The organism is Streptosporangium sp. NPDC002721, assembly GCF_042888905.1.
GTDB lineage: Bacteria > Actinomycetota > Actinomycetes > Streptosporangiales > Streptosporangiaceae > Streptosporangium.
The window spans coordinates 18,362-40,961 of record NZ_JBIAQI010000013.1; the positions used below are offsets into that span (position 1 = coordinate 18,362).

A 22,600-nucleotide genomic window follows, 5' to 3' on the forward strand; every position below is an offset into this window, starting at 1 on the left:
GTACACGAAGCCGAACACGACGCCGTACACGACGAGGGGGCGCGAGAACGCGATGCGAGTGCTGGTGGTGGAGGACGAGCGCGTGCTGGCCGGTGCGATAGCCGAGTGGCTGCGCGGCGAGACGCACGCGGTCGACACCGCGCACGACGGCGAGGCGGCGCTGGAGCGCATCGCGGTCAACGACTACGACGTGGTCGTCCTCGACCGCGACCTGCCCCTCGTGCACGGCGACGACGTCTGCCGGGAACTGGTCGAGTCGGAGTCGACCGCGCGGGTGCTGATGCTCACCGCCGCCGCGGAGATCGGCGACCGGGTGGCCGGGCTGTCCTTGGGGGCCGACGACTACCTGGCCAAGCCGTTCGCCTTCGCCGAACTCGCCGCCCGCGTCCAGGCGCTGGGACGGCGCTCGCGCCCGGCCGCGCCGCCGGTGCTGCGGCGGGCCGGGATCACCCTCGACCCCGCGCGCCGGGAGGTGTTCAGGAACGGGCGGTACGTGCCGCTGTCGAAGAAGGAGTTCGCCGTGCTGACCGAACTGCTGCGCGCCGACGGGGCGCTCGTCCCCGCCGAGCGGCTGCTGGAGAAGGCGTGGGACGAGCACGCCGACCCGTTCACCGGCGTGGTGCGCCTCACCATACTCAAGCTCCGGCGCAAGCTCGGGGAGCCGCCGGTCGTCGAGACGATGCCGGGAGAGGGGTACCGGATCGCATGATCGTCGACAGGTTGCCGCGCCTCACGCTGAGGATCCGGCTCACCCTCGTGTACGGCGCCCTGTTCCTCGTCGCGGGCCTGACCCTGCTCGGCGTCACCTACCTGCTGTTCAACCAGCAGCTGGCCCGGTCCTTCGCCGACAGGCACGGGAACCCCGGGGACGGGCAGCGGAAAACGTTCTTCATCAGCACGAACGGCGACGTGCTCACGGGGCCCGAGGCGGTCCGGTGGTTGCAGAGGCAGGAGGAGGAACTGCGCACCGCCGCGGCCACCTCGCTGCTCACCCAGGGGGCGGTCGCGCTGTCCGCGGTCGGTGCCGCCGCCGGGGGTCTCGGGTGGGTGGTAGCGGGGCGGGTGCTCGCCCCGCTGCGCCGGGTGACCGACACGGCACGGCGGATCGCGGTCGCCACGGTCGCCGACCACGGCCTGCACGCGCGGATCGCCCTGCGCGGGCCGGAGGACGAGGTGAAGGAGCTCGCCGACGCCTTCGACACCATGGTCGAGCGGCTCGACCACTCCTTCGACGGCCAGCGCCGGTTCGTCGCCAACGCCTCGCACGAGCTGCGCACACCGCTGACGCTCAACCGGGCGCTGGTCGAGCTGGCCATGCACCGCAGGGCGGCGTCGCCCGACGTCAGGCAGCTCGGCGAGAGCCTGCTGGAGATCAACGCCCGGCACGAGCAGCTCATCTCGGGACTGCTGCTGCTGGCCCGCGCCGAACACGAGATCGGCGACCGGTCACCGGTGGACATGGCCGACGTGGTGTCCCACGTGATCGCGCAGACCGCCGGGCAGGCGGAGGACGCGAGGGTCACCGTGCACGAGGTGGCGGGCCCCGCGCCCACCAGCGGGGACGCGCTCCTGCTCGAACGCCTGGTGCACAACCTGGTCGAGAACGGGATCCGGCACAACACCGGCGACGGCACCGGCTGGGTGCGGGTCGTCAGCCGTACCGCGCCCGGCGGGCGCGTCGAGGTGGAGGTGAGCAACACCGGGCCCGCCGTACCGCCCTACGACGTCCAGAAACTGTTCGAGCCCTTCCGCCGTCTGGGCGCCGACCGCCTGGTCACGGCGAAGAGCGCGGGCCTGGGCCTGTCCATCGTGCGCTCCGTGGCCCGGGCCCACGGCGGCGACGTCACGGCCCGCCCGCGCGGGGGCGGCGGCCTGGTCATGACGGCCGTCCTGCCCCGATCCGGGGAGTGAGCCACGCGTCCCGTGACCGCGGGCTCACCCCGGCCCTGCCTGGTCTGCTCACGCCGCCAGCGGTCCCCGGAGGGTCCGCACCTGCTTGGCGTACTGGCGGCGGCCGACGGTTCTCCAGAGCAACCGGGCGACGGCCGGCAGCTTGCCGAGGAAGAACCTGCGCTCCTCCGGCGAGGCCTCCTCCAGGATCGCGCCCATCGAGATCAGCAGCTTCTGCTTGGGGATCTGCTCCACCGCGCGTGCGCCGACGGCCTCCCACTCCGCGACCGACATGTGCTCGGCGACGAGCGCCAGCACGTAGCGCTCCTCGTCGTCCAGGTGCTCGACCAGGGCGGCGCCGTGCTCCTCCATCGCGATCGCGAGTTTCTCACCGGCCCCCTTCGAGGCCGTACGCCGCCACTCGGGCAGCACCTCGCCGATCCGGGTCAGGGTCTCGGAGATCCGGTCGTGCTGGTCCTCCATCCGCACGACCATGTCCTTCTCCAGGCGGACACGCTTCAACAGCAGCGGCCACACCAGCTCGTCCTCGGCGCTGTGGTGATGGTGCAGACCCTCGGCGTAGTCGAGGTAGTGTTCGGCGATCAGGGCCGCGCGAGCCGTGTCGCCTTCGGGCACCGCCCGGACGAACCGTGGCATCAGACCGGACTCTCGCCGGAAGACGCGGTGGACTACCACCATCTCGTGGGTGTACGGGCGGTCTGTGGCATTCATCGCAGGTATCTCTCGTCCTTTTCGCCAGGGTCGGCGGACAAAGTCTGCGATAACCGTCTTGAGGGTGACTTGTCATGCTCTTGGAGACGACCGTGCTCTCATCGGGATGTTCCCGGCGAGGCGGTCGCGTTCTCGGGGGGCGACGCTCTCAGGGAGGTGGCGACGTCCTCGGGGCGGCGGTCGCGCCTTCGTGGATGTGGTCGCGCTCTCCTGGAGACGCGACGCTCGGCCGCCGGGGCGTGACACCGCACCGGCACGGCCACCGGGTGATCTCCGGTCCTCACCCCGGAGATCACATCGATGGCCGTGCCGGTCGGTTACGGCCGCGCCGTCACCGGGCCTCGGGGCGACACGCTCCGATGCCGTACGGACTGCGCTCCCGTTCTCGCTTCCGCTCCTGCTTCCGCGAGGTCGTTCCCGTATCGAAGCGGCCCGCGTCCTGTCCCGTACGGGTCACGAGAGCACGCCGCCTCGCCACGGGCTACACGCATCCGACGCCTCCTGTCGTGTGGATGACACTGACGGGGCCGACCGGACCCGGGAGACAGAGAGGTCCGGGGAGGACCGGAGCGATGGGAAGGCCGACCGGAGCGACAGGGAAGCTGACGGGAAGGATCGGAAGGCTGACCGGGGCGACGGCGCACACGGAAACGAGCAGAGGGCTCCCCGTGGTGCAGTCCGGTGGGCTGGGCGGAGCCACCAACGGCCCCGGTCCAGGAGGTCCTACCGGTCCTGCCGGTCCCACGGGTCCCACCGGACCCGCCGGCCCGGCAAGGCCGTTCGCTCCAGGTAGGCCCGCCGGTCCCGCGGGGCCCGGAAGGCCGTCCGCTCCATCCGCTCCATCCGCTCCGGCCGGTCCCGCGGGTCCTGCGGGTCCTGCCGGTCCCGGAGGCCCTGCCGGTCCCGCCGGTCCCGCCGGTCCCGGAGGCCCTGCCGGTCCCGGAGGCCCTGCCGGTCCCGCGGGACCGGGAGTGGCCACGGTGGGATTTCCGGTGGGAGTCCTGGTGGGCAGGATGGGCGGGCGGATGGGGAGGGCGATCACTGCGTCGTCGTCATCGTCGTCCCAGTCGCGGTCGCGGTCGCGGTCGCGATCCCGGTCACGATCGCCGTTCCTGCCGCACCCGTTCCCGTTCCCGTTCCCGCCGCGACCGCCGGGGCAGTCGCAGTCACGGGCCCCCCGAGGGCACCGGCAGGGCCGGCACGGCCGGAGCAGTGGCTTCTCGCCAGGATGCGCGGACTGTTGAAGACGGGCTTTGCTGCCGGCCCCCCCGGTGTCGCTGTAGGGGACGAGGTCGAGAAGGTTCGTCCCCCCGGTGGCGTTCGCCGGCACCTGATTCGACGAGATCATCAGGATGCCGGCCATCGCCGCGACGGCCAGAGCGCCGGCGCGCTTGCCGGAAAGGGGTGGCGCCCATTTGCTACTACGAGGAAGCACGTTATTTCCCCATATCGTTATTGATTCCGAAATTATTCGAATCTGTCATGAGGTCACAGAAGTGACGACGGACAGGAGATACCCGAGGCTTATGTAGATAACGCGCCGCCATAGTTCGGGAAGGGCAAATAAACAGTGTTGTGAAGGAAAACCTGCATCTCATCTATGATTTGGTAGTATTTGTAATGATTATTCATCCATGGTGTTCAAGGGATGATTTCAGATGGCCGCCGAAAGGGGGCGACGGCAGGGGAAGGGCCGTCGGAAGAAGGTGGGCCGATGTAAGCCGATGGGTGCCGTACCGGTGTCCACCGGTACGGCACCCGCGTTTTCTCCCCGGCTCGACGGCACCCGATCCGGTGCCGTGCTCATTTCTCGCGGATGATGATCTCCGGGAACGACGGGTCCTCCTGGAGTTCCCTCATCATCCGCTCGGAGCGGGTGAGGCGCTCGCGCCCGTGGGCCGCGTTGTCGCCCTTGCGGCCGCGGTAGCGGTCGTAGGGACGTCCCTGGTGGCGCTGCGACCTGCCCCGCCACCTGTCGGAGGGCCTTGTCTCGTATCCGCGGTGCTGGCGGCGGGAGGGGTCCGGGCGGCCGGAGAACCGGTCGCCGGTGGTGCTGTCGGCATTCAGCTGTGAGATCGATCCCGGTGCCGGGGTCTGCCCCATATCGGCATTGGCCGGTACCTGATTCGACGTCATGAGGATGCCGGCGACTGCCGCGATGGCGAGGACGCCCACCTGCCCGCCGGAGTTCGCCCCCGGTGTCCGTCCGCTCTTTCGAGGAAGCACGTTATTTCCCCATCTCATTTCTGGTTCCGAAAACATCTGATATCCCTCGTTGCCCCATAAGTGGCAACAGGTAGGAGATACCCCTCGGACCATGAGATAGCGCATTGAAACGGTTGGGCCAGAGCAAATAAATGACGCTGTGAAGGCTGATGGGATCTTATCTATTGCTATTTGCTGTTTTGTCGTAATTGTTCGTACGGCGAGAGAAGGGAGAGCCCTCCCTCCCGGAAAGGGAGGGAGGGCTCGCGGACGCCACAGGTAATCGTGGGTGTCACAGGTAGACGCGGATGTCCGCCTGGAGCGGGCGCGTGAGGCGCACGGTGATGAACTCGTTGTTGTCGGGCTTGCCCGGGGTGCGGCCGGCCGAGGACGGGAAGTTGTTGTCGTCCAGCACGCCCAGGGTCCGGTCGTCGAGGATCACGACGTCCTCGATGGTCTGGAACGGGAAGCGGAAGGTCTCCCCGAACCCGCCCAGGCCGCGCGGGTTGGCCAGGTCGAGCAGGTCGGCGACGAGGGTCTTGCGCAGGTCCGCGTGGCGGGTGTCCACCATGTAGACGCGCTTCGTCCTGGCCGCGTCCCCCTGGAGGTTGTCGCGCTCGATGACGAGGAACCGGTGCCGGTCAACCGCGATCATGTCGCCGATCGCGTTGTCGGGGCTCTCCAGCCGGTAGGTCCAGCGCTTGCCGGTGTAGGTCCGCCTGCGCAGATCGAACTCGTTCATCCGCAGCGTCCCGGCCTCGTCGCCGGTCACGGTGCCCTCGAGCAGCGGGTACAGCGTGCGGCCGTCGACCGAGCGCGCCATGCCCTCGAAGCCCTTGCTCCGCCCCAGGTTCGGCTGCTCGCCGTTGAGGGCGGGGTTCTCCGGGGCCTTCACGCCGGGCAGCGGGATCGGAGCCTCCAGCAGCCTGCCCGAGGAGGAGAAGTGCAGCAGGAACGGGCCGAACTCGTCCCCGATCCAGTAGGTGCCGTCGACGGTCCGCACGATCGACTCCACGTCGAAGTCGGCGCCGGTCAGCTTCCGGTCCGGCCGGGTCAGCGGCCAGCCGACGCGCCTGTCGGGGTCGCTCAGGTTGAACCCGCCCAGCACCGACACCTTCTCGCGGCGGAAGTCGGGCTTCACCCGGTGCACCCGCAGCAGGAAGTCGGCGCTGTTGTCCTTGGCGCCGAAGCCGTTGTCGGACAGCACGTCGAAGGTGCCGTCGTGCCGCCGCACGATGCCGCTGAAGCCCTGCACCGGCTGCCCGGCGAACGGCGGGGTCACCCCGTTGACGGGAGCCGTGCCGAGCTGGGACCCCGACGGCTCGCTGCCGGGGACGAAGGTCAGCGCGGGCAGGGAGGCGAACCCGGTGAGCGTGGCCCGCCCGAATCCGGGGTGACCGGAGCCGGGGTGACCGGAGCCCGGCCGCTGTGAATCGGCCTGCTGTGAGCCCGCCTGCGGTGAGTCAGCCTGCTGGGTTCCGGCCTGCTGGGTCCCGGCGCCGTCGGGGGTGGGCTGCCCGGGGTCGGCCACCGCCGGTGCGGACACCGCCAGTGCCAGTACGGCCGCGCCGATGGTGATCGTCATGCGTCGTCTCATGGCGGCACGCTAGGGAGCCCGCGTGAACGGCCGGTGTTGCACTGCGGGCCGTACAGCGAAAACAAGATGCGGACCGTACGAAAAGCTGGCAGAGGGCAGCCGGAAAGCGGTACGCCAGAGACAGCTGAAAAGGGATGCAACAGAACGCGTCCCTGAAGCGTCCCTGGATGCGTGGAGTTCACCGATTTCGTCGCCGCACGGGGCAGAGCGCTGTACCGGTACGGCTACGTACTCACCGGGAACGCCGAGGACGCCGCCGACCTGACACAGGAGGCCCTCATGCGTCTGGGGGACGCGTGGCCGAGAGTGCGCAGGAGGGAGGATCCGGAAGGGTACGTCCGCACGACCATGGCCCGCCTGCACATCAGCGTCTGGCGGCGGCTGCACCGGGAACGGCTGGTCGCGACGGTGCCCGAGGCGGCCTACACCGACGACCATCTCGGGGACGACGTCGGCCTGTGGAACGAGCTCGAGCGCCTGCCCCCCAAACAGCGGGCGGTGCTGGTCCTGCGCTACTACGAGGACCTCTCCGACCAGGAGATCGCCGATCTCCTCGGGGTCTCGCGAGGCACGGTGCGCAGCCAGGCGGCCCGCGCGCTGGACAAGCTGAGGATCAGGGCGGCCGCTCTTGAGGGGGAGCGAGTGTGATGAGCCACAGGGACGAGGAGGCACTGGTCCGTACGCTGGCGAAGGCGGCGCGGTCCGCGCCCGAGCCGGTCGAGGACCTGGTGGTGACGATCGGCAGGCGGCGCGGGCGGCGCAGGCGCGTGCGGGCGCAGTCGGTGCTCGCGGTCGCCGCGATGATCGCGGTGGTCGGCGGCATGGCGGTGGTCAGGGACACCCTCCCCAACAGGGGCGGAGAGGGTGCGGACATGACCCAGGCGGCGCCGCCGGGCGACGCCGGCGAGGACACCGGGCAGCCGTTCCTGAACGGAGCGGGCGGGCCGGGGAACCCGCGGGAGCCCGCGCCGGTCGACGTCCGGCCTGCCGCGGAGGTCTGGCCCGCGGCGGTCTCCACGATCCCCGTCCGGACCGCGGACGGCCACAGGTACCGCCCGGTCACCGGGCTGAGCGCCACCCGGCTGCTGCTCTCGGCCGAGTCGTCGTTCGAGAGATCGGGCCGCCTGGAGGTGTACGACACGGCCGACCGGAGCAGCACCGTGCTCACGACCATGCCCGTCACGGGGGTGAAGGGCTATTTCGTGCAGAGCTTCGAGGTGGGATCCGACTACATCGCCTGGTGGGGGGAGACGCCCAACGACCCCGACGAATGGGCCGACTTCTGGGTCGTCCCCCGCTCCGGCGGCGTCGCGAAGCGGGTCGGCGAGGTCACCGGTGACCTCTCGAAGGTGACGCGGATCGCCGTCACCTCGGACTTCCTCCTGTGGTCGGTGAGCGGAGGGGGGATCTACCGGATGCCGGTGGGCGGCGGAGCCCCGGAGAGGCTCGGGAACACCGACGGGCTCCACCTGCTGGCCTGGCCGCTGGCCGCCGACGTCGGGGAGAGGGAGGGCGAGGGCGGGACGGGGAACCAGACCAGGACGGTCAACCTGGAGACGGGGCAGACCACCGAGCTGAGCCTCCCCGAAGGGGGAAGGGGTTTCCGGTGCGGCCCCCTCTGGTGTTTCGGGCAGCAGGGGGGCGCGGCGGTGGTCCAGCGGCCGGACGGTTCGGACCGCAGGCTCCTGCCGGAGTTCAGCTCGGGAGGAGTCTTCGACAGGTTCGGGGTGATGGGGACCTTCGCCGGCGAGGAGCCGGACGCGTACGTTCCCGTGGCGACGGTGTACGACGCGGTCACCGGCCTCGCCGCCGGGATATCGCGGATGCGGGAGGGCGGCGGGGGCTACGGGAGGGGAATCTCCTCCTCGCCCAGCTCGATCCTCTACTGGGACGCCGGAGAGAGGACCGTCGAGGAGTGCGAGACGGTCGACGCCCGTCGCCTCCCCCGCCCGTCGGGCGCGCCCGTCCCCACCGGCGAGGCCACGGCGTGCACGACGAGGGAAGTGGGCGGCGGCGAGGAGTTCACGGTGGTGAACCTTCTCGCCGTACCCTCAACGAAATAAAGTTCCGGACATGAGAACCTTCGCCAGCATCACCGAGTTCAAGACCGCCGTCGGGGAGCACCTGGGCCACACCGAGTGGCGCGAGATCACCCAGGAGCAGGTCAACCTGTTCGCCGACGCGACCGGCGACCACCAGTGGATACACGTGGACGTGGAACGGGCGAAGCGGGGGCCGTTCGGCGCCACCATCGCCCACGGGTACCTGAGCCTGTCGTTGCTGCCCGTCCTGATGTCGGAGCTGTTCCAGATCGGCGGCCTGGCCATGGGCATCAACTACGGGCTCAACAAGGTCCGCTTCCCCTCACCGGTCCCGGTCGGCGCCCGGATCCGCGCCGGGGCCGAGATCGTCGACCTCAAGGGCACCCCCTCGGGCTACCTGTCGAACGTGCGCATGACCGTGGAGATCGAGGGCGGGAAGAAACCGGCCTGCGTCGCGGAGACCCTCTCCCTGTACGTCCCCGCGGAGACTTCCTGACCCTGCCCTGGATCCCCGGGCCGGAACGGGTCACTCTTTAACAGGAAATTTCAGAACACGCCGGATCACTTCTCGGTGGAGAGCTCCCGGGCCAGGATCGCGGCCTGAACGCGACTGCGAAGACCCAGCTTGTTCAGCAACCGGCTGACATGGGTCTTCGTCGTCGCCTCCGCCATGTCCAGCTCCGCGGAGATCTCCGCGTTCGACAACCCCCGCCCGATGCAGGCCAGCACCTCGCGCTCGCGCGGGGTGAGACCGCCGATCTCGTACGACCTGCGCTCGGGCACCGACGCGCCGAAGGCGGAGATCAGCCGCCGGGTGACCGCGGGCGCGATGAGCCCCTCGCCCCTGGCCACCACCCGCACCGCGTCCACCAGGGCGTCGGCGTCGGTGTTCTTGAGCAGGAACCCGGCGGCCCCGGCCCGCAGCGCCCCGAAGACGTACTCGTCGAGGTCGAACGTGGTCAGGATCAGCACGTCGGCGATCCCGCTCAGCTCGCGCGTCGCGGAGATCCCGTCGAGCTTCGGCATCCGGATGTCCATCAGGACCACGTCGGGACGGAGGTCGAGGGCCATCGCGACGGCCTGTTCCCCGTTGGCCGCCTGGCCGACGACCTCGACGTCCTCGTGGCCGTCGAGGATGAGGACGATCCCGGCCCGGACCGCCGCGTGGTCGTCGGCGACGAGGACTCGGATGGTCATGTGATCTCCGGGCTGGACGGTCGGACGGTCATGTGATCTTCCTCGCGGCCGTGCTTTCTCGGACCGGGCGGCCATGTGATCGCCCGGGTCGGCCGGCGGGCGGTCGTGGGTTTCCCCGGGCGGCCGGGCGTGCACTTCCCCACTCGAGTGATCATGTGACCTCCCGCGTGGGCAGCTCGGCGTGGACGCGCCAGCCGTCGTCGTGCGGCCCGGCCTCGAAGGCCCCGCCCACGAGGGTCGTACGCTCCCGCATGCCGATGATCCCCGCACCCGCGCCGGGAAGCCCCCGCCCCACGCCGTCGATCGGGTTGTCCACGGTCAGAGTGATCGCCCCCGTCCGGTAGCCGATCACCACGTCGGCGGCCCCGCCGCCGTGCTTGAGCGCGTTGGTCAGCGATTCCTGGACGATCCGGTAACCGGCCAGGTCGACCGAGGCGGGCAGCTCCCTGGCCTCGCCGTCCACGCGCATCCGGACGTCGAGGCCCGCCTCCCGGGCCCGCTCGGCCAGCTCCCCGGCCTCGGCCACCCGCCGCCTGGTCGCCTCCGGCTCCTCGCCGTCCTGCCGGAGCAGCCCGATCATGGCGCGCATCTCCGCCATGCCCTCGACGCTGTTCTCCCTGATGGACGCCAGCACCTCCCGTACGGCCCGCGCGTCCAGGTCCCTGCGGGAGAGGACGGCGGTGGACTGGATGGCGATCGCGCTGAAGTGGTTGGCGATCATGTCGTGCAGCTCCCGCGCCATCCGGGTCCGCTCGGCCTGCACCGCCGCCGCCCGATCCAGCTCCGCCAGCCGCGCCACCTGCTCGGCCCTCGCGCGCTCCGACAGCGCCTGGTCCTGCAGCTGCCTCGTGAGCATGGCGGTGAAGACGGGAGTCACCCCGACCAGGCCGCCCTGGACGAGGAAGATGGCGGCGGCCGACCAGTGCCTGAAGAGGGCACCCGCGATTACACCCGCCACGACGGCGATCACCGAGGTGATGCCGAGCATCCACCTGCCCAGCGCCCGCGGACCGTACCTGACCCCCGCGTAGAGGTTGTCCGTGACGATCAGGATCGTGCCCAGGGACGGGCCCATCGCGAAGTCGCCGAGGAAGGCCACGACCCCCAGTCCCAGAGAGAGCAGCGGCCTGCTCCGCCGTACCGCCACCCCCGCGCACGAGATCGCCAGCGGGGCGACGAACAGCGGGGCGGGCGCCCACCGGTGCTGGTAGGCGCCCGCGGCGAGCAGGAGGAGACCACCGACGAAGCACGCCGCGGCCCACAGCGCGTCGTCTCGTCTCATGCCCCCCATCTCACCACCCCGTCGCGGCCGACGGGTCCGGCGCGGGACGGGTCACCCGTACACACAAGGATGTATCCGGCTCATCGGCATCTCATCAGCGCCGACGATGTCCCTCCCCGAGGAGAGCGGCCCGGGAGAGCCGTCTGAGGGCGTTCCGAGGGCCGTTCGAGGAGAGCGTCCAGGGGAGACCGCCCTGAGAGGGTGTCCTGTGAAGAGCGTCTCCCAGGGAGAGCCACTGATGCCAAGGCCGGGACAATCGGAGATCTCAGCGCGTGACCCCTTCCACCGGCCCCCTACGCGGGGCGGTTTCCGCCGCCACGGGCTCCGCCGCGCCGAGATGGAAATCCGACCTCCCGCGTGCTCCACCTTGATCCTCCAGGCCGCCTGACCCATGCCCCCTCCGGAACCCCGTCCCCATAGGCGAACCCGGCACCGACCGGCGGATCGGAGGGCGATCGTTTAACCGGTTCGAGGCATCGCCCAAAACCCGCTATGCTTGCTTACGCAGCGAGCGGCCGTAGCTCAATGGATAGAGCATCTGACTACGGATCAGAAGGTTGGGGTTTCGAGTACCTCCGGCCGCACACGTCTGACCAAGGCGTTCCTTGATCACCAGGGAACGCCTTGGTCATTTTGTAGCAAGCGGGTGTAGCAACGCGCTCACGACGCCTCTTTCCCCTGCTTTGTCCGTCGTGTCGTCAGGTCGGACAGGGGTCCGGCCATGCTTTCGGCCGCACCTCGCTTCACCTCCTCCAGCAGATGCACATAGCTGTCGGATGTAATCGCCTGCCGAGTGTGCCGGAGCACGCCCTGGATTGTCTTGATATCGGTGCCCTCGGCGAACAGGAACGACCCGCAGGCGTGCCGCAGATCATGAATACGCACCAGCCGCCCGATCTGTGTGCGCTTACATAACGTGTCCCAGGAACGGTTGACGTTGCGCGGCTCCAGTGCCGTCCCTCGGCCCGCAACGCGCGATCTGCACCGTCAAGCCCTGTGCGCGCAGGGCCGCGGTGACCTCCCGCACCGCGGCGTCGATCGCGCGCCGCGCGGTGGACTCCTCGACGCTCATCTGCACGCTCATTCGGTCGGCCACGCGCCGACACGCGACGTAGGCGGCTGGCCCCGCGCAGAACAGGAAGGCCCAACCTCTTACGGTGCGGTCTGATCGCAGGAGAAACTCATGGCGGATCCCTGCCAAATCGTTGGAAACACCGAACCTGCCGCCAGCGCGGTGCGCTACGTTCCGTGCGTGCGCGATGACCAGGATCAATTGCTGCTCGATCTGGGCGAACCGACCGCCCAGGACGCCGGGGCGATTCGCGCCGTCCGCGTGGGCTCGCGCACGCTGCAACTGCGCGGCGCGGTCATCGACACCTACTGGCGCTTCGCGGTCGCCCGGCAGCAGGTCTTCCACCTTCGCGCCGCCGGGGCGCCGCCGCCCTGGACCACCGACCCGATCATCGGCCGGCACAAATTCACCAACGTCTACCGAGCGGCCGACCGGGTGTCGCAGTACCTGATCCGGGACGTCATCTACAACGGGTCGCAGGACGCCGAGGAGCTGGTGTTCCGGGTCCTGCTGTTCAAGATCTTCAACAAGATCGAGACGTGGGAGCTGCTGACGCGTGAGCTCGGCGGCCGGCCGACGTGGGACGGCTACGACTTCGCGACGTACGAGCGGATCCTCGGCGCGGCGATGGGGCGTGGTGAGCGGATCTACTCGGCCGCCTACATCGTGCCGAACCCCGCCTTCGGCGAGGCGCGCAAGGCCGGCAACCACCTGGCCTTGTTGTTGATGCCCCGCTCGCCGTTTCCCCGTTGTACCGACGATGACAAGCGGCTTGCCTCGGCTCTCACGGTGCTCGGCATCCTTGACGCTCGTCCGGCCGAGGCGACGCCGGACGGGAAACGTCTCGGGGGGTGCGACGACGATGACCGGCTCGCGTATGCCGAGCAGTCCTATCGGATTTCGGCGTCGCGTGTCGACGTGCCGTCCTTCTACCGTGAGGCTGCGATCAGGGACGGCTGGAAGCAGGCGCCTGTGCCGGAACAGGAGGAGGGGGTGACGCAGATTTGCCTCACCAAGGTGATCAACAGCCGGAATGTCTACCTGTCGGTGCGGTACTCCGGCAGGCCGGAAGAGAAAGACGGCGGTGAATACTTCCTGCAGGCCAGTTCCGGGCCCAGCGGGGGCAATCTGTGCTGATGTCCGGGAGGGGTGCTCGCCCGGTCTCGGTTTTGGAACGTGAGTGGTCGACGTCAACGGTGGCGACGCGGTGACGTAAATGATCTTGAAGTGTGGGAGGTTTCGACGGCGACGCCGCCCGCCGGGTTGAGGTGGAGCCGACCGCCGTCGATCCTCGCCCCCGTCTGCAAGCTTCCCGTTGTCCGTCCAAGGGCCTCCCTTCTCGTAGCGGCCCCGTCCGGGGTTTTTGTGGTGCTCTCACCTGGGCTCTTTTCGGGCGGCTGAGGCGGGCGGGAAGAACAAGACTGTTGTCCGCGGGTTTTCTCGTGCACGGTTGTCGGCGTCTCCATCACATGCCGACAGGAGTTCCAGCATGTCCGAAACCGTGCCGCTGCACCTCGCGGGCAACAACGCGCCGGTCGCCGAGGAGGTGACCCTGAAGCCGTCGAAGGTCGTCGGTGAGATCCCGGCCGAACTGAGCGGGCAGTTCTTCCGCAACGGGCCCAACCCGCGTACCGGCTGGTCACCGCACTCCTTCGCGGGTGACGGTATGGTCCACACCATCGCGCTCGACGGCGGCGGGGCGCGCTGGTACCGCAACCGGTACGTGCGCACGCCGCTGTACGAGCACCTCGGCGAGTCCCGTTTCGCCCTCGCCTTCGACCGGGAGACGGGCCGGATCGACTATCGGGTCACCACGGCCAACACCCACCTGATCGCGCACGCGGGCAGGTTGTTCGCCCTGGAAGAGGGCGGCTTCCCGTACGAGGTGACGCCGGACCTCGCCACGATCGGGGCACACACCTTCGACGGGGCCCTCCAGACCCCGATGACCGCGCACCCCAAGACCTGCCCGATCACGGGTGAGCTGCTGTTCTTCGGCTATCAGGTGCGCCCGCCGTACCTGACCTGTTACCGCGCCTCGGCCGCCGGGGAGGTGGTGCAGACGCGGGTCGTGGACGTGCCGCGCGCGACGATGACGCACGACTTCGCCATCACCCGGAACCACATGATCTTCATGGACCTGCCGGTCGTCTTCGACGCCGCCCAGGCCGCGGCGGGCGGGCCGCCGTGGCGCTGGGACGACGCGCACCGCGCCCGGTTCGGCGTGCTGGCGCGTACGGCCGGCGACGACGCGCCCGTACGCTGGTTCGACGTCGCCCCCTGCTACGTGTGGCACACCATGAACGCTTTCGAGGATCCCGAAGGCGACACGATCACCGTCACCGGCACCCGAGTTCCCACACTGTGGCGCGGTGGCACCGACGACCTGGAGGGCGGGCTCCCGGTCGCGTACCGCTGGACGCTGGACCTGAGGTCGGGCGCGGTCGCCGAGGAACCGCTCGACGACGCGCCCAGCGAATACCCCCGGGTGGCCGACTCGATGCTCGGCCTCCCCCACCGTTACGGCTACACGACGAGCTTCTCCCTCGACGCCGAGCCCGAGCGGTCGGAGATCTACGCCTACGACCTCACCGGCGGCGGCGAACGGGCGGTGCACCGCCTGCCTCCAGGCCACACCTGCGGCGAGGCCGTCTTCGTACCCCGGGCCGGGACCGGTGAGAACGAGGGCTACCTGATGACGTTCGCCCACGATCGCGGCGCCGGCACGAGCTACCTGGCCATCCTGGACGCCACCGACGTGGCCGCGCCCCCGCTCGCCGAGGTACATGTCCCGGTGCGCATCCCCACGGGCTTCCACGGCAACTGGATCCCGGTCTGAGCATCGGGATCATCCGTACGCCGATCGGTAGTCGCGAGCATCTCATCGGCCGCTTCGAGAAGACCCTCCCCTCAAGCCGGTACTTCGACAGAGGTTATGGAGCCTCGTCCTTCCTCCACGGGCTGACGCCGAGTTTCCCGGTGGTGCCGAGATCGAGTTCCGGTGTCACCGTCACAGGACGAGCACCGGCCTTCGCGTTCACCCTGACGTACGGCAGGTGTATGGGGGTGTCGTCGGTGACGGTGTTGCGCCACATCAGGCCGGCGGACGCGCTCTCGCCCGGTTTCAGGGTCACCGCCTGAGGCGGGTCGTCGAAGCCGGTCACCGTGGAGATGCCGCCGCTGCCGTGCAGGACCCTGACGCCGGTGACGGGCTTTCTGTCTTTGTCGAGGAGCTGGAGCAGCGGGTAGCCGTCGACGTGGTATGCGCGGGTCGAGCAGTTCTCCAGACGGAGTCCCACCACGCGGAGTCCCATGGCGGCGTTGACGTCGCCGGAGGTGACGCGGATGCCGGAGGGCGGGCAGGGGCCTGCCGGGGCGGGAGCCTCGTCCGCCGGGACGCTTCTGACCTTGGCGATTCGCACGTGCACCCCGGCGGACGCCTGCGGGAGAAGCCCGGCCGTGTCGATCGTGCGCTTCACGGTCCGGCCGGGCCCGACCGATGGAACCGTCTGTTTCGCAGTCGCCAGCACCCCTCCGAGACCGGACAGGAACTCGAAGGTGACGGTGTACGTGAAAGGTTCGGTCTCGTGACCGGTGACCTGGAACTCGGCGGAGAAGAGGTCGCAGGTTCGGGACCATTCACCCAGGCCGATGATCTTGACGCTGTCCCTCTCCGGATCCGTGGAGCCGCCGGGAGGTACCGAAGTGCCGGACGTGGGTGGCGTACCGGTGGACGGGGCGCACGAGGAGGTGCCGCCGGGCCCCTGGGTCCGCTGCGGGCCGCCGCCTGGCGCGGCGGCCCTCTCCCATCCGCACGCGGTGAGGAGCAGGACCCCGGCGAGCACCGCGGGAAGGCTGAGGGGAGTGGTACGCATCCGGTCGTGACGCACAGCGAACCTCAGATCGTGACGATGGGGAACAGGCTGCCGAGGCTCCGCAGGGCGTGATCATATGAGCCCGGAGATATGGGGTCAACGAGGTGAGCCCGCCTCTCGACGTCGGCGGGGGTGACGGGCACCGGCCGGAGACGTCGAGTCGCGCGAGAACCACCTGGGGTGGTCGCGACCTCGCGGGAGACTCCCGCTCCGCGGCCGGAGGCCGGATAATCCAGTCGAAGTGGAGCGTGGCCGACCGGGATGATGACCTCATGAAGTTCCGCCATGACAGTGCTCACCCGTCCCGCAGGGAGATCCTGGTCGAGCTGCACGCCTCGCTCGACCGCCGTTACCGGCCCGAGGACGTCGCAGATCTGGTGCTTCAGGCGCTGGACGGGCGGCTGACGCGGCGGGAGCGCGTGGTGCTGGAGCGCGCGGCCAAGCACGCGTTGCGGCGGCGGGGCGGGTTCTCCTCGATGTCCACCGACTACGCCCGCCCGGTCGGCGGGGCGCGGCAGGTCGCGGCGGCCACCCGGCTGTTCGGGCGGTCGGTGGAGGTCGATCCCGACGATCCGGAGTCGCTGCTGGAGTTCGCGGCGGCCATGGGGCGCGAGATGAAGTGGACGCCCGAGCGCACCGACTTCCTGGCCGACCGGCTGAACCGGGACGCCCGGGAGGCGGCGGGCCTGGACGTGACCAAGCGGGAGTACAACCGCCGTTTCCGGGTGCTGCGCAGGCTCGCGGCCAAGGCGAGCACGATCGTCGCCGAGCATGACAAGCGGCGCCTGCTCATGGTGGGCGTCACCGGCTTCGGGGCGGACATCGAGCTGGAGAGGTTCGCCGCCGACGTCGACGCGGCGTGCTTCGTGGCGTACTACACCGCGAGGCGCAAGTTGCGCCGGGAGTTCAGCCTGTCGGGACGGGAGAACCCGTTCGACGAGATCGCCTCCATGCTGCTCGACCGGTGCGGGGCCGGTGGCGACTGGTGGATGATCGCCCAGGTGCGGACCACTCCCGACGTCCTGGAGCGGCTGACCGAGCGGGAACGGGGACGGCTGCTGGGCCAGTGGTCGGCGGTCATGCGGCACAGCGCGGAACTGCTGCGCGACCGCTGGAACCCGCACACCGAACGCGCGACGATGGTCGTCAGGCGCGGTGACGACTCCACCACCTGGAACAACCTGGCGGTCGCCTACAACGCGGCCCGCGCGGGCTGGCTGGCCTGCCTGGCCTCGCTGAACGCGCTGGATCTGCTGGACGTGGCGTGTCCGGGCAAGGCGATGCGGCTGATGGCCGCCGACCTGGTCAGCTGGCACGGCGAAAGCGGCGGTGGCGTCGACCCGAACACGGCGGTGTGGGCGGCGTTGCCGCTGCCGTGGGAGGTCCTGGACGGGAGCGCGGCCTGTGCCCGCGCCGACGTCGAGGCGGCGTGCCGTACGGCGAAGCTGGACCCGGAGCGGTCGGGCTGGACCGTGCCCGCGCCCGGACGCGGGGTGGCGGTGTTCCGGCCGACGCCCGAGCTGGTGCACGGGGTGAGCGTCGCCGACCCGGTCTGGGCCGCCCTGCTCCGGCGGGCGGGGGCGTTCAGCGGCAAGCACGTCAAGCCCGAGATGATCGACGATGTCCGTCACGGGCTGGCCTCCGGGGTGGTCGTCAGCGATCTGCCCGTCCGGGACCACGATCGTTAATTCCGTGGCGCTCATCGGACGGCGTCGAGGAGAATGGACTCGCGGCCCGCTGTAGTTCAGTGGTAGAACGCCTGGCTCTTCATCCAGGTGGGCGCCGGTTCGAGCCCGGCCGGAGGTGCCGTGTGTTGTGAGCGTGGCCTCGTTGTAGCTCAGTGGTAGAGCTCCCGGCTCCAGACCGGGTGGACGCCGGTTCGAGCCCGGTCGACGAGGCCACCGCCCACCGGCCCTCCGCTCGGGGCCTCGCCTCGTCCGGGCGTGACTGTCCGAACGTCCGCGATGATCACGCCTCGCGAGCGGCGGTCGAAGGAGAGGTGCCGGGGTCGTGCGACGGGCGGCCGGTCAGGGGGACCGGTGTGCTCCGGACCCGCCGGGGCTTCCTGTCATGTGCCGCCCCACTCGTCCTTCTCCGGGGTGATGTCGGTCGCGGTCTTGAGGACGACGGGCTCCTCGAGGGGCATGGGCCAGATCTGAAGGTAGTGGTCATCGACGGCGTCCTGGGTGCCCTCCCCGTCCATGCCCTTGACGTGGTACCGGACGCGGTAGACCCCCGGCCCGGCCGGGAGAGGGGGAAGGGGGGACATCACGTGCTCGTCGAAGGTGAACCCGGTCATCTCCAGCAGGCCGGAGAAGGACCCGAAGCTGACCTCCACGATGTCCTCGTAACCGGCGAGATCCGCCCCCGGATCCCGGTCGGCGATCGTCACGGTGAAGTCGGCCGGTCCCCACTGGGGGGCGATGCGGAGGGTGGCGTGGCCCTCCACGGTCTTGATGATCCCGGTGGACTGGGCCGGTGTCCCGGCGTATCCGCGGAGCTCCTTGTCGGCCAGATAAACGATGCCGCAGTCCTCCACTTCGATCTGCAGGCGTACGGTGCGGGGCTCGTCGTCTCCCATGGGAGGAAAGCCTAGGGATCGCCACTGCCAAGAACGATCGGGTCGGGGTGACGCCGATGCGAGCCTGCCGGCTCGCTGTCCGGCTCGGTTTGAAGCCTCAACTCGGCGGATCTGCTCACCTCGTCGGTCTGGCGGGGACAGATGACGGCGTTCTCGTCCGGCCGTGCTCGTCCGCCTCCTGCACCTGGCCGTCGCCGGGTTCGTGGCCCTGCTGGCGGTCGTCGCGGCGTCGGTGTCGTCCGTCTCCCCTCCGAGGAGGATCAGATGAACCGATGGACGTTGATCGCCGCCGTCGTCGCCGTCGCCGTGAGTGGGTTGTCCGCCTGCGCCACGGGCGGGGGGGTTACGGGCAGGGAGGCCACGGGTGGGGAGACCGCCACCGCGTCCGCCACCGCCGCGCCGACGGCGCAGGTGCTGCTCGACGCGTCGCAACTGCCCGGTGGCCCGTGGACGGCCGAGAGAACCGGCGACGTGCGCTGGGCCGACCTCGACGAGGCGCTGGTGCCGTGCGGGAAACGGCTCATCGCCCCGGAGACGGCCCGGGTGCGGTTCCGGGTGTTCGCGTCGGCTGACGGGGTGTCGATCTCGGAGATCGTGGTCTCCGGTACGGACACCACCCAGACCTTCAAGCGCTTCTACGCCGAGTGCTCCTCCGCGGGGAAGGTGGAGGGGCGGCCCGGCCCGGCCAACGTGGTGCTGCGCGGCGACACGACGGAGGTCGCCGTGTTCACGGACGACCACCTGGTCGTCGTCAACGGCCCCACGGCCGGGGACGACCTCGGGGCGATCGCCGCCACCGCGCGCGACCAGGCCGCGAAAGCGGGCTGAGACGCCGGGCCGCCGCCGGCACGTGCCGGCACGCGCCCGTACGCGCCCGTACGCGGAGTGAACCGGGCCCCTGTCAGGAGGGCCCGGTTCGGATCCGGATGTCGGCGTCGGCGTCGGCGAGTTCAGGCCGATGTGCTCAGGCCGATGTGAGCGGGCCGGTCGACTTCGAGCGGGTTCGCCGTCGCGGTGACGGCGTCGGCGGTCGCCGTGTTCGCGGACCGGTCGTGAGAGACATGCCCACGGGGAGTGGGGATGGGAGAACCGTGGGCACACGTCTCACAGGAACCTCCGTCTTACAGGAACCTCCAGAGATTGTTGTTCGAGCCGTTGTCGTCGGCGAGCACGATCTGCGCGCCCTGGGCGGTGCCGGCCAGGCCGAGGACCCGGCCGCCGTTGGCGCACTGGATGCGGAAGGCGGCGTTGCTCCCGTGGCGCAGCCGCCAGCGGTGGTCGGCGGTGCCGTTGTCGGCCCACTGCACGATCCGGGAACCCGCGGCGGTGGCGGCGTTCTCCACCCCCAGCACCTTCTGGCTGTTGGAGTTGCGCAGGCGCAGGTAGCCGCCGGTGTCGACGACGGCCGTCCAGAAGTGGTCGGCGGTGCCGGTGTCGCCCCACTGGACGACGAGCGCGCCGTCGGCGGTGGACATGTCGGTGACTCCGAGCACCATGCCGGTCGCCACGTTCTGGACGCGGCGCGCGCCGTTGGGCACGAACCGCCAATGGTTGTCGGCCGAGCCGTTGTCGGGGTCCTGGACCGCCTGGGCGCCGTTGGCGGTGGAGCCGTTCAGGATGCCCAGCAGCTTGCCGCTGTTGGCGTTGCGAATCCTGACCGAGCCGTCACCGACGTCGGTGAGCGTCCAGCGGTGGTCGGCGGTGCCGTTGTCGGCCCACTGCATGACCCGGGCGTTGTCGGCCGTCGACATGTTCTCCACGCCCAGCACCTTGCCGCTGTTGACGTTGCGGAACCGCAGCCCGTTGCCGTCCACGATCGGCACCCAGTCGTGGTCGGCGGTGCCGTTGTCGGTCCACTGCAACGCCAGGCCGCCGTCCGCGGTCGACATGTTCTGGATGCCGAGTGCCAGCCCGCTGGCCGCGTTGATCAGCCGGAAGCTCGCCTCGCCGCCCCCGCCCTGCCCCGAGGTGTTCCAGTAGACGACGTAGTTGTGGTTGGCGGCGTCGTAGAACGGACCCAGGTTCACCGGCGCCCCGTTGGCCGTGGCCGTGAACGCCAGTGCCGAGGTGCCGGTCCGGGCGATCGTCGAGGGGGTCAGCGTCGGCGCCGCCGACAGGGAGGTGTTCCCGTAGTTGCCCGACAGCACGACCGGGCCGTAGGTGACGGCCTGCAGGTTCGGGTTGTCGTTGGCGGCCTTGAGGACCACCCGCATCGGGAGCCGTACGGTCACCGTGTCGCCCGACGTCCACGACCGGGTGATCGAGGCGTAGGTGCCCGGGGTGGTGGCGATGGCCTGCTGGACGCCGTTGACGCTGATCGTCGCGCCCTGGGTCCAGCCCGGGATACGGACCCGCATCGTCCACGACCCGCTCACGTTGCCGGTGACCTGCAACGACGTGGTGTCGCTCACCGGGTACGACGTCGTCTGGGTGACCGTGATGCCACGCTGCGACCAGTTGAGCGTGGAGGGCGCGAACAGGTTCACGAACAGCGTGGTGTCGTTGTGGAAGTAGATCGAGTCCATCAGCTTGGTGTTGGTCTCGATGCCGGTTCCCTGGCAGCACCACATCGAGTTGTAGTCGGTGCTCCACGTGCCGCCGCCCCAGGCCGGGCCGACGCCCCTCCTGCCGCCGGGGTTGAGCGGGGTGAAGTAGGTGACGTGGCCACGGCCGTCGGCCGGGTTCTGCTGGCCGAGCAGGTGGTTGACCAGGGCGTTCTCGTAGTAGTCGAAGTAGTCGGCCCGGTTCGGCGACAGCGTCCACAGCTCCCGGGTGAGCTTGAGCATGTTGTAGGTGTTGCAGGCCTCGCCGGTGTCCCTGCTCAGGTAGGCGGCGATGGCGTTGGGGGCGCGGAAGTGCTCGGCCTGGCTGTTGGAGCCGTTGGCGTAGGTGTGGGCGTTGATCGTGATGGCCCAGGCGTTGGCGGCGATGTCGCGGTAGCGGGTGGTCCCGGTCGCCTTGTACTCCCGCGCGGCGCCGATCCACTTGGGCACCTGCGTGTTGGCGTGCAGGCCGTTGAGCCGGTCCTGGTTGGAGGCGAGCGGGTCGAACACGGAGGCGTGGTCGAAGCGCTGGGCGACCGCCAGCCAGCGGGAGTCGCCGGTCATCTGGTACAGGTCGGTGAGCACGGCGTTCATGCCTCCGAACTCGGTGCCCAGCATGGCCTGCATCTGGCCGGAGGACAGGCGGCCGGTCCGGGTGTCCACCCAGCCGGCGAGGGCGAGGAGCACGGTCCTGGCCTGGGTGTTGCCGATGTGCCGCCACACGTCCAGCAGCCCGGCGAGGGTCTTGTGGACGCAGTAGTACGGGACGTTGCCGTTGCTCAGCGTACGGTTCTCGACCGCGGTGATGTCCGACTCCGGGAAGCCCGACAGGTAGCCGGCGGTGAACCCGGCCGCGCCGTTGTTGGCCTGGCACCTGGCCAGCTCGGCGACCATCTGGTTGGCCTTGTCCCGGCAGGTGGTGTCCCCGAGTACGGCGTAGGCCTGCGCCCAGGCCGTCAGGAAGTGGCCCTGCATGTGGGACCGGAACGGGAAGGTGGGCGCGTCCCAGCCGCCGTTGGCCGCCGCGCCGTTGGTGGACAGGCGGTGGTTGGCGCGGAAGACGTAGAGCAGCCGGTCGACGTCGACGAAGCGCAGGTAGTTGAGGGCGCGGTTCTGGTTGTCCAGCCAGCGGCCGGAGGTCAGCCGGACCTGGCCGAGGTCGAACTCGTAGGCCGAGACACCGATCTCGGATCTGGCCCACGGGAGCGCGGCCAGGGCGTGGGGCGTGCCCACCACCTGGCCGACGGCCGAGAGCGCGGCGGTCGCGCCCGCGGCCCGGAAGAGCTGGCGACGACTCAGGGTCATGGGGGGCTCCTTGGGGTGGGGGGTGTGGTGACCGGGCCGAAGCCACTACGGCCGGCCGCCCTTTCTCGCGTGGCCGGGCCGTCGGAGCGGCCGGCCACGGCTTCCGGCGCGGAGACGCCGAGCTCGGCGGAAAGCGCCGGCTTCTCCTCGTGAGGTGATCCGGGACGTCGTGTCCTGGCGCCCGGCGGCCACGGTCGCGCGAGACGCCGGTGAGGGGGAGGCGTTCGGGAGGAGTTCCGGGAGAAGTCTCGGGAGGGGTTGCGGGAGAAATCTCAGGAG

At 70.0% G+C, this 22,600-nt stretch carries 19 protein-coding genes and 3 tRNA genes; 12 read left to right on the forward strand and 10 right to left on the reverse strand.

What is annotated here, in order from left to right; all coding sequences use genetic code 11:
• Positions 1-52 precede the first annotated feature (52 nt).
• Positions 53-709 carry a response regulator transcription factor gene (locus ACFYWM_RS19640; protein WP_389917005.1) on the forward strand — a complete coding sequence of 219 codons (657 nt, stop codon included), beginning with the start codon at positions 53-55 and terminating at the stop codon, positions 707-709.
• Positions 706-1,911, forward strand: a complete 1,206-nt coding sequence (locus tag ACFYWM_RS19645; RefSeq protein ID WP_389916576.1) for a sensor histidine kinase — start codon at positions 706-708, stop codon at positions 1,909-1,911. The genes ACFYWM_RS19640 and ACFYWM_RS19645 overlap by 4 nt, the downstream gene beginning before the upstream one ends.
• 48 nt (positions 1,912-1,959) lie before the next feature.
• Here ACFYWM_RS19645 and ACFYWM_RS19650 read toward each other — a convergent pair whose 3' ends face one another.
• The 3 genes from ACFYWM_RS19650 to ACFYWM_RS19660 form a co-directional block, all read right to left on the reverse strand.
• On the reverse strand, positions 1,960-2,622 hold the full coding sequence (locus ACFYWM_RS19650) for a hemerythrin domain-containing protein (RefSeq protein WP_389916578.1): 663 nt from the start codon (positions 2,620-2,622) through the stop codon (positions 1,960-1,962).
• 1,803 nt (positions 2,623-4,425) lie between these two features.
• Positions 4,426-4,848, reverse strand: a complete 423-nt coding sequence (locus ACFYWM_RS19655) for a hypothetical protein (RefSeq protein WP_389916580.1) — start codon at positions 4,846-4,848, stop codon at positions 4,426-4,428.
• A 271-nt stretch (positions 4,849-5,119) separates the two neighbouring features.
• Positions 5,120-6,424, reverse strand: coding sequence for an esterase-like activity of phytase family protein (locus ACFYWM_RS19660; protein ID WP_389916582.1), 1,305 nt, complete (start codon positions 6,422-6,424; stop codon positions 5,120-5,122).
• A 171-nt stretch (positions 6,425-6,595) separates the two neighbouring features.
• On the opposite strand from ACFYWM_RS19660, the gene ACFYWM_RS19665 reads away from it, so the two are divergent.
• From ACFYWM_RS19665 to ACFYWM_RS19675, 3 genes are read left to right on the forward strand one after another with little or no spacing between them, the layout of a single operon-like run.
• Positions 6,596-7,072 carry a SigE family RNA polymerase sigma factor gene (locus ACFYWM_RS19665; protein WP_389916584.1) on the forward strand — a complete coding sequence of 159 codons (477 nt, stop codon included), beginning with the start codon at positions 6,596-6,598 and terminating at the stop codon, positions 7,070-7,072.
• Entirely contained in the window at positions 7,072-8,487 is a 1,416-nt protein-coding gene (locus tag ACFYWM_RS19670) for a hypothetical protein (RefSeq protein ID WP_389916586.1), read from the forward strand. The genes ACFYWM_RS19665 and ACFYWM_RS19670 overlap by 1 nt, the downstream gene beginning before the upstream one ends.
• 10 nt (positions 8,488-8,497) lie before the next feature.
• The gene (locus tag ACFYWM_RS19675) at positions 8,498-8,962 is read left to right on the forward strand and encodes a MaoC family dehydratase (protein ID WP_389916588.1); all 465 of its coding nucleotides are present in this window, start codon (positions 8,498-8,500) and stop codon (positions 8,960-8,962) included.
• 65 nt (positions 8,963-9,027) lie between these two features.
• Here ACFYWM_RS19675 and ACFYWM_RS19680 read toward each other — a convergent pair whose 3' ends face one another.
• Both ACFYWM_RS19680 and ACFYWM_RS19685 read right to left on the reverse strand, forming a co-directional pair.
• Positions 9,028-9,663: a response regulator gene (locus ACFYWM_RS19680; protein ID WP_389916590.1), complete on the reverse strand. Its 636-nt coding sequence runs from the start codon at positions 9,661-9,663 to the stop codon at positions 9,028-9,030.
• Positions 9,664-9,814: 151 nt separating this feature from the next.
• A complete protein-coding gene (locus ACFYWM_RS19685; RefSeq protein WP_389916592.1) occupies positions 9,815-10,945 on the reverse strand; it encodes a sensor histidine kinase in 1,131 nt (376 codons plus the stop codon).
• Positions 10,946-11,456: 511 nt separating this feature from the next.
• Here ACFYWM_RS19685 and ACFYWM_RS19690 point away from each other — a divergent pair.
• A tRNA-Arg gene (locus ACFYWM_RS19690) sits at positions 11,457-11,529 on the forward strand.
• Positions 11,530-11,605: 76 nt separating this feature from the next.
• Here ACFYWM_RS19690 and ACFYWM_RS19695 read toward each other — a convergent pair.
• The gene (locus ACFYWM_RS19695; RefSeq protein ID WP_389917007.1) at positions 11,606-11,896 is read right to left on the reverse strand and encodes a tyrosine-type recombinase/integrase; all 291 of its coding nucleotides are present in this window, start codon (positions 11,894-11,896) and stop codon (positions 11,606-11,608) included.
• Positions 11,853-12,017 (reverse strand): hypothetical protein, encoded by a 165-nt coding sequence (locus tag ACFYWM_RS19700; protein ID WP_389916594.1) that lies wholly within the window; start codon positions 12,015-12,017, stop codon positions 11,853-11,855. The genes ACFYWM_RS19695 and ACFYWM_RS19700 overlap by 44 nt, the downstream gene beginning before the upstream one ends.
• Before the next feature lie 180 nt (positions 12,018-12,197).
• Here ACFYWM_RS19700 and ACFYWM_RS19705 point away from each other — a divergent pair, with 180 nt between their 5' ends.
• Both ACFYWM_RS19705 and ACFYWM_RS19710 read left to right on the forward strand, forming a co-directional pair.
• Complete coding sequence (locus ACFYWM_RS19705) at positions 12,198-13,154, forward strand: nucleotide kinase domain-containing protein (protein ID WP_389916596.1); 957 nt, start codon at positions 12,198-12,200, stop codon at positions 13,152-13,154.
• 352 nt (positions 13,155-13,506) lie between these two features.
• Positions 13,507-14,856, forward strand: coding sequence for a carotenoid oxygenase family protein (locus ACFYWM_RS19710; RefSeq protein ID WP_389916598.1), 1,350 nt, complete (start codon positions 13,507-13,509; stop codon positions 14,854-14,856).
• Between the two features lie 94 nt (positions 14,857-14,950).
• Here the strand turns inward: ACFYWM_RS19710 and ACFYWM_RS19715 are convergent, their stop codons facing one another.
• Positions 14,951-15,892, reverse strand: a complete 942-nt coding sequence (locus ACFYWM_RS19715; protein ID WP_389916600.1) for a DUF4232 domain-containing protein — start codon at positions 15,890-15,892, stop codon at positions 14,951-14,953.
• 272 nt (positions 15,893-16,164) lie between these two features.
• Here ACFYWM_RS19715 and ACFYWM_RS19720 point away from each other — a divergent pair, with 272 nt between their 5' ends.
• From ACFYWM_RS19720 to ACFYWM_RS19730, 3 genes are all read left to right on the forward strand, one after another.
• Positions 16,165-17,580, forward strand: a complete 1,416-nt coding sequence (locus tag ACFYWM_RS19720) for a hypothetical protein (protein ID WP_389916602.1) — start codon at positions 16,165-16,167, stop codon at positions 17,578-17,580.
• A 45-nt stretch (positions 17,581-17,625) separates the two neighbouring features.
• Positions 17,626-17,698, forward strand: a tRNA-Lys gene (locus tag ACFYWM_RS19725).
• Positions 17,699-17,718: 20 nt separating this feature from the next.
• Positions 17,719-17,793, forward strand: a tRNA-Trp gene (locus ACFYWM_RS19730).
• Between the two features lie 167 nt (positions 17,794-17,960).
• Here ACFYWM_RS19730 and ACFYWM_RS19735 read toward each other — a convergent pair.
• Positions 17,961-18,473 (reverse strand): hypothetical protein, encoded by a 513-nt coding sequence (locus tag ACFYWM_RS19735; RefSeq protein WP_389916604.1) that lies wholly within the window; start codon positions 18,471-18,473, stop codon positions 17,961-17,963.
• A gap of 264 nt (positions 18,474-18,737) precedes the next feature.
• On the opposite strand from ACFYWM_RS19735, the gene ACFYWM_RS19740 reads away from it, so the two are divergent.
• Positions 18,738-19,301: a hypothetical protein gene (locus ACFYWM_RS19740; RefSeq protein ID WP_389916606.1), complete on the forward strand. Its 564-nt coding sequence runs from the start codon at positions 18,738-18,740 to the stop codon at positions 19,299-19,301.
• Positions 19,302-19,594: 293 nt separating this feature from the next.
• Here the strand turns inward: ACFYWM_RS19740 and ACFYWM_RS19745 are convergent, their stop codons facing one another.
• The gene (locus tag ACFYWM_RS19745; protein WP_389916608.1) at positions 19,595-22,321 is read right to left on the reverse strand and encodes a beta-L-arabinofuranosidase domain-containing protein; all 2,727 of its coding nucleotides are present in this window, start codon (positions 22,319-22,321) and stop codon (positions 19,595-19,597) included.
• Positions 22,322-22,600: the final 279 nt, after the last annotated feature.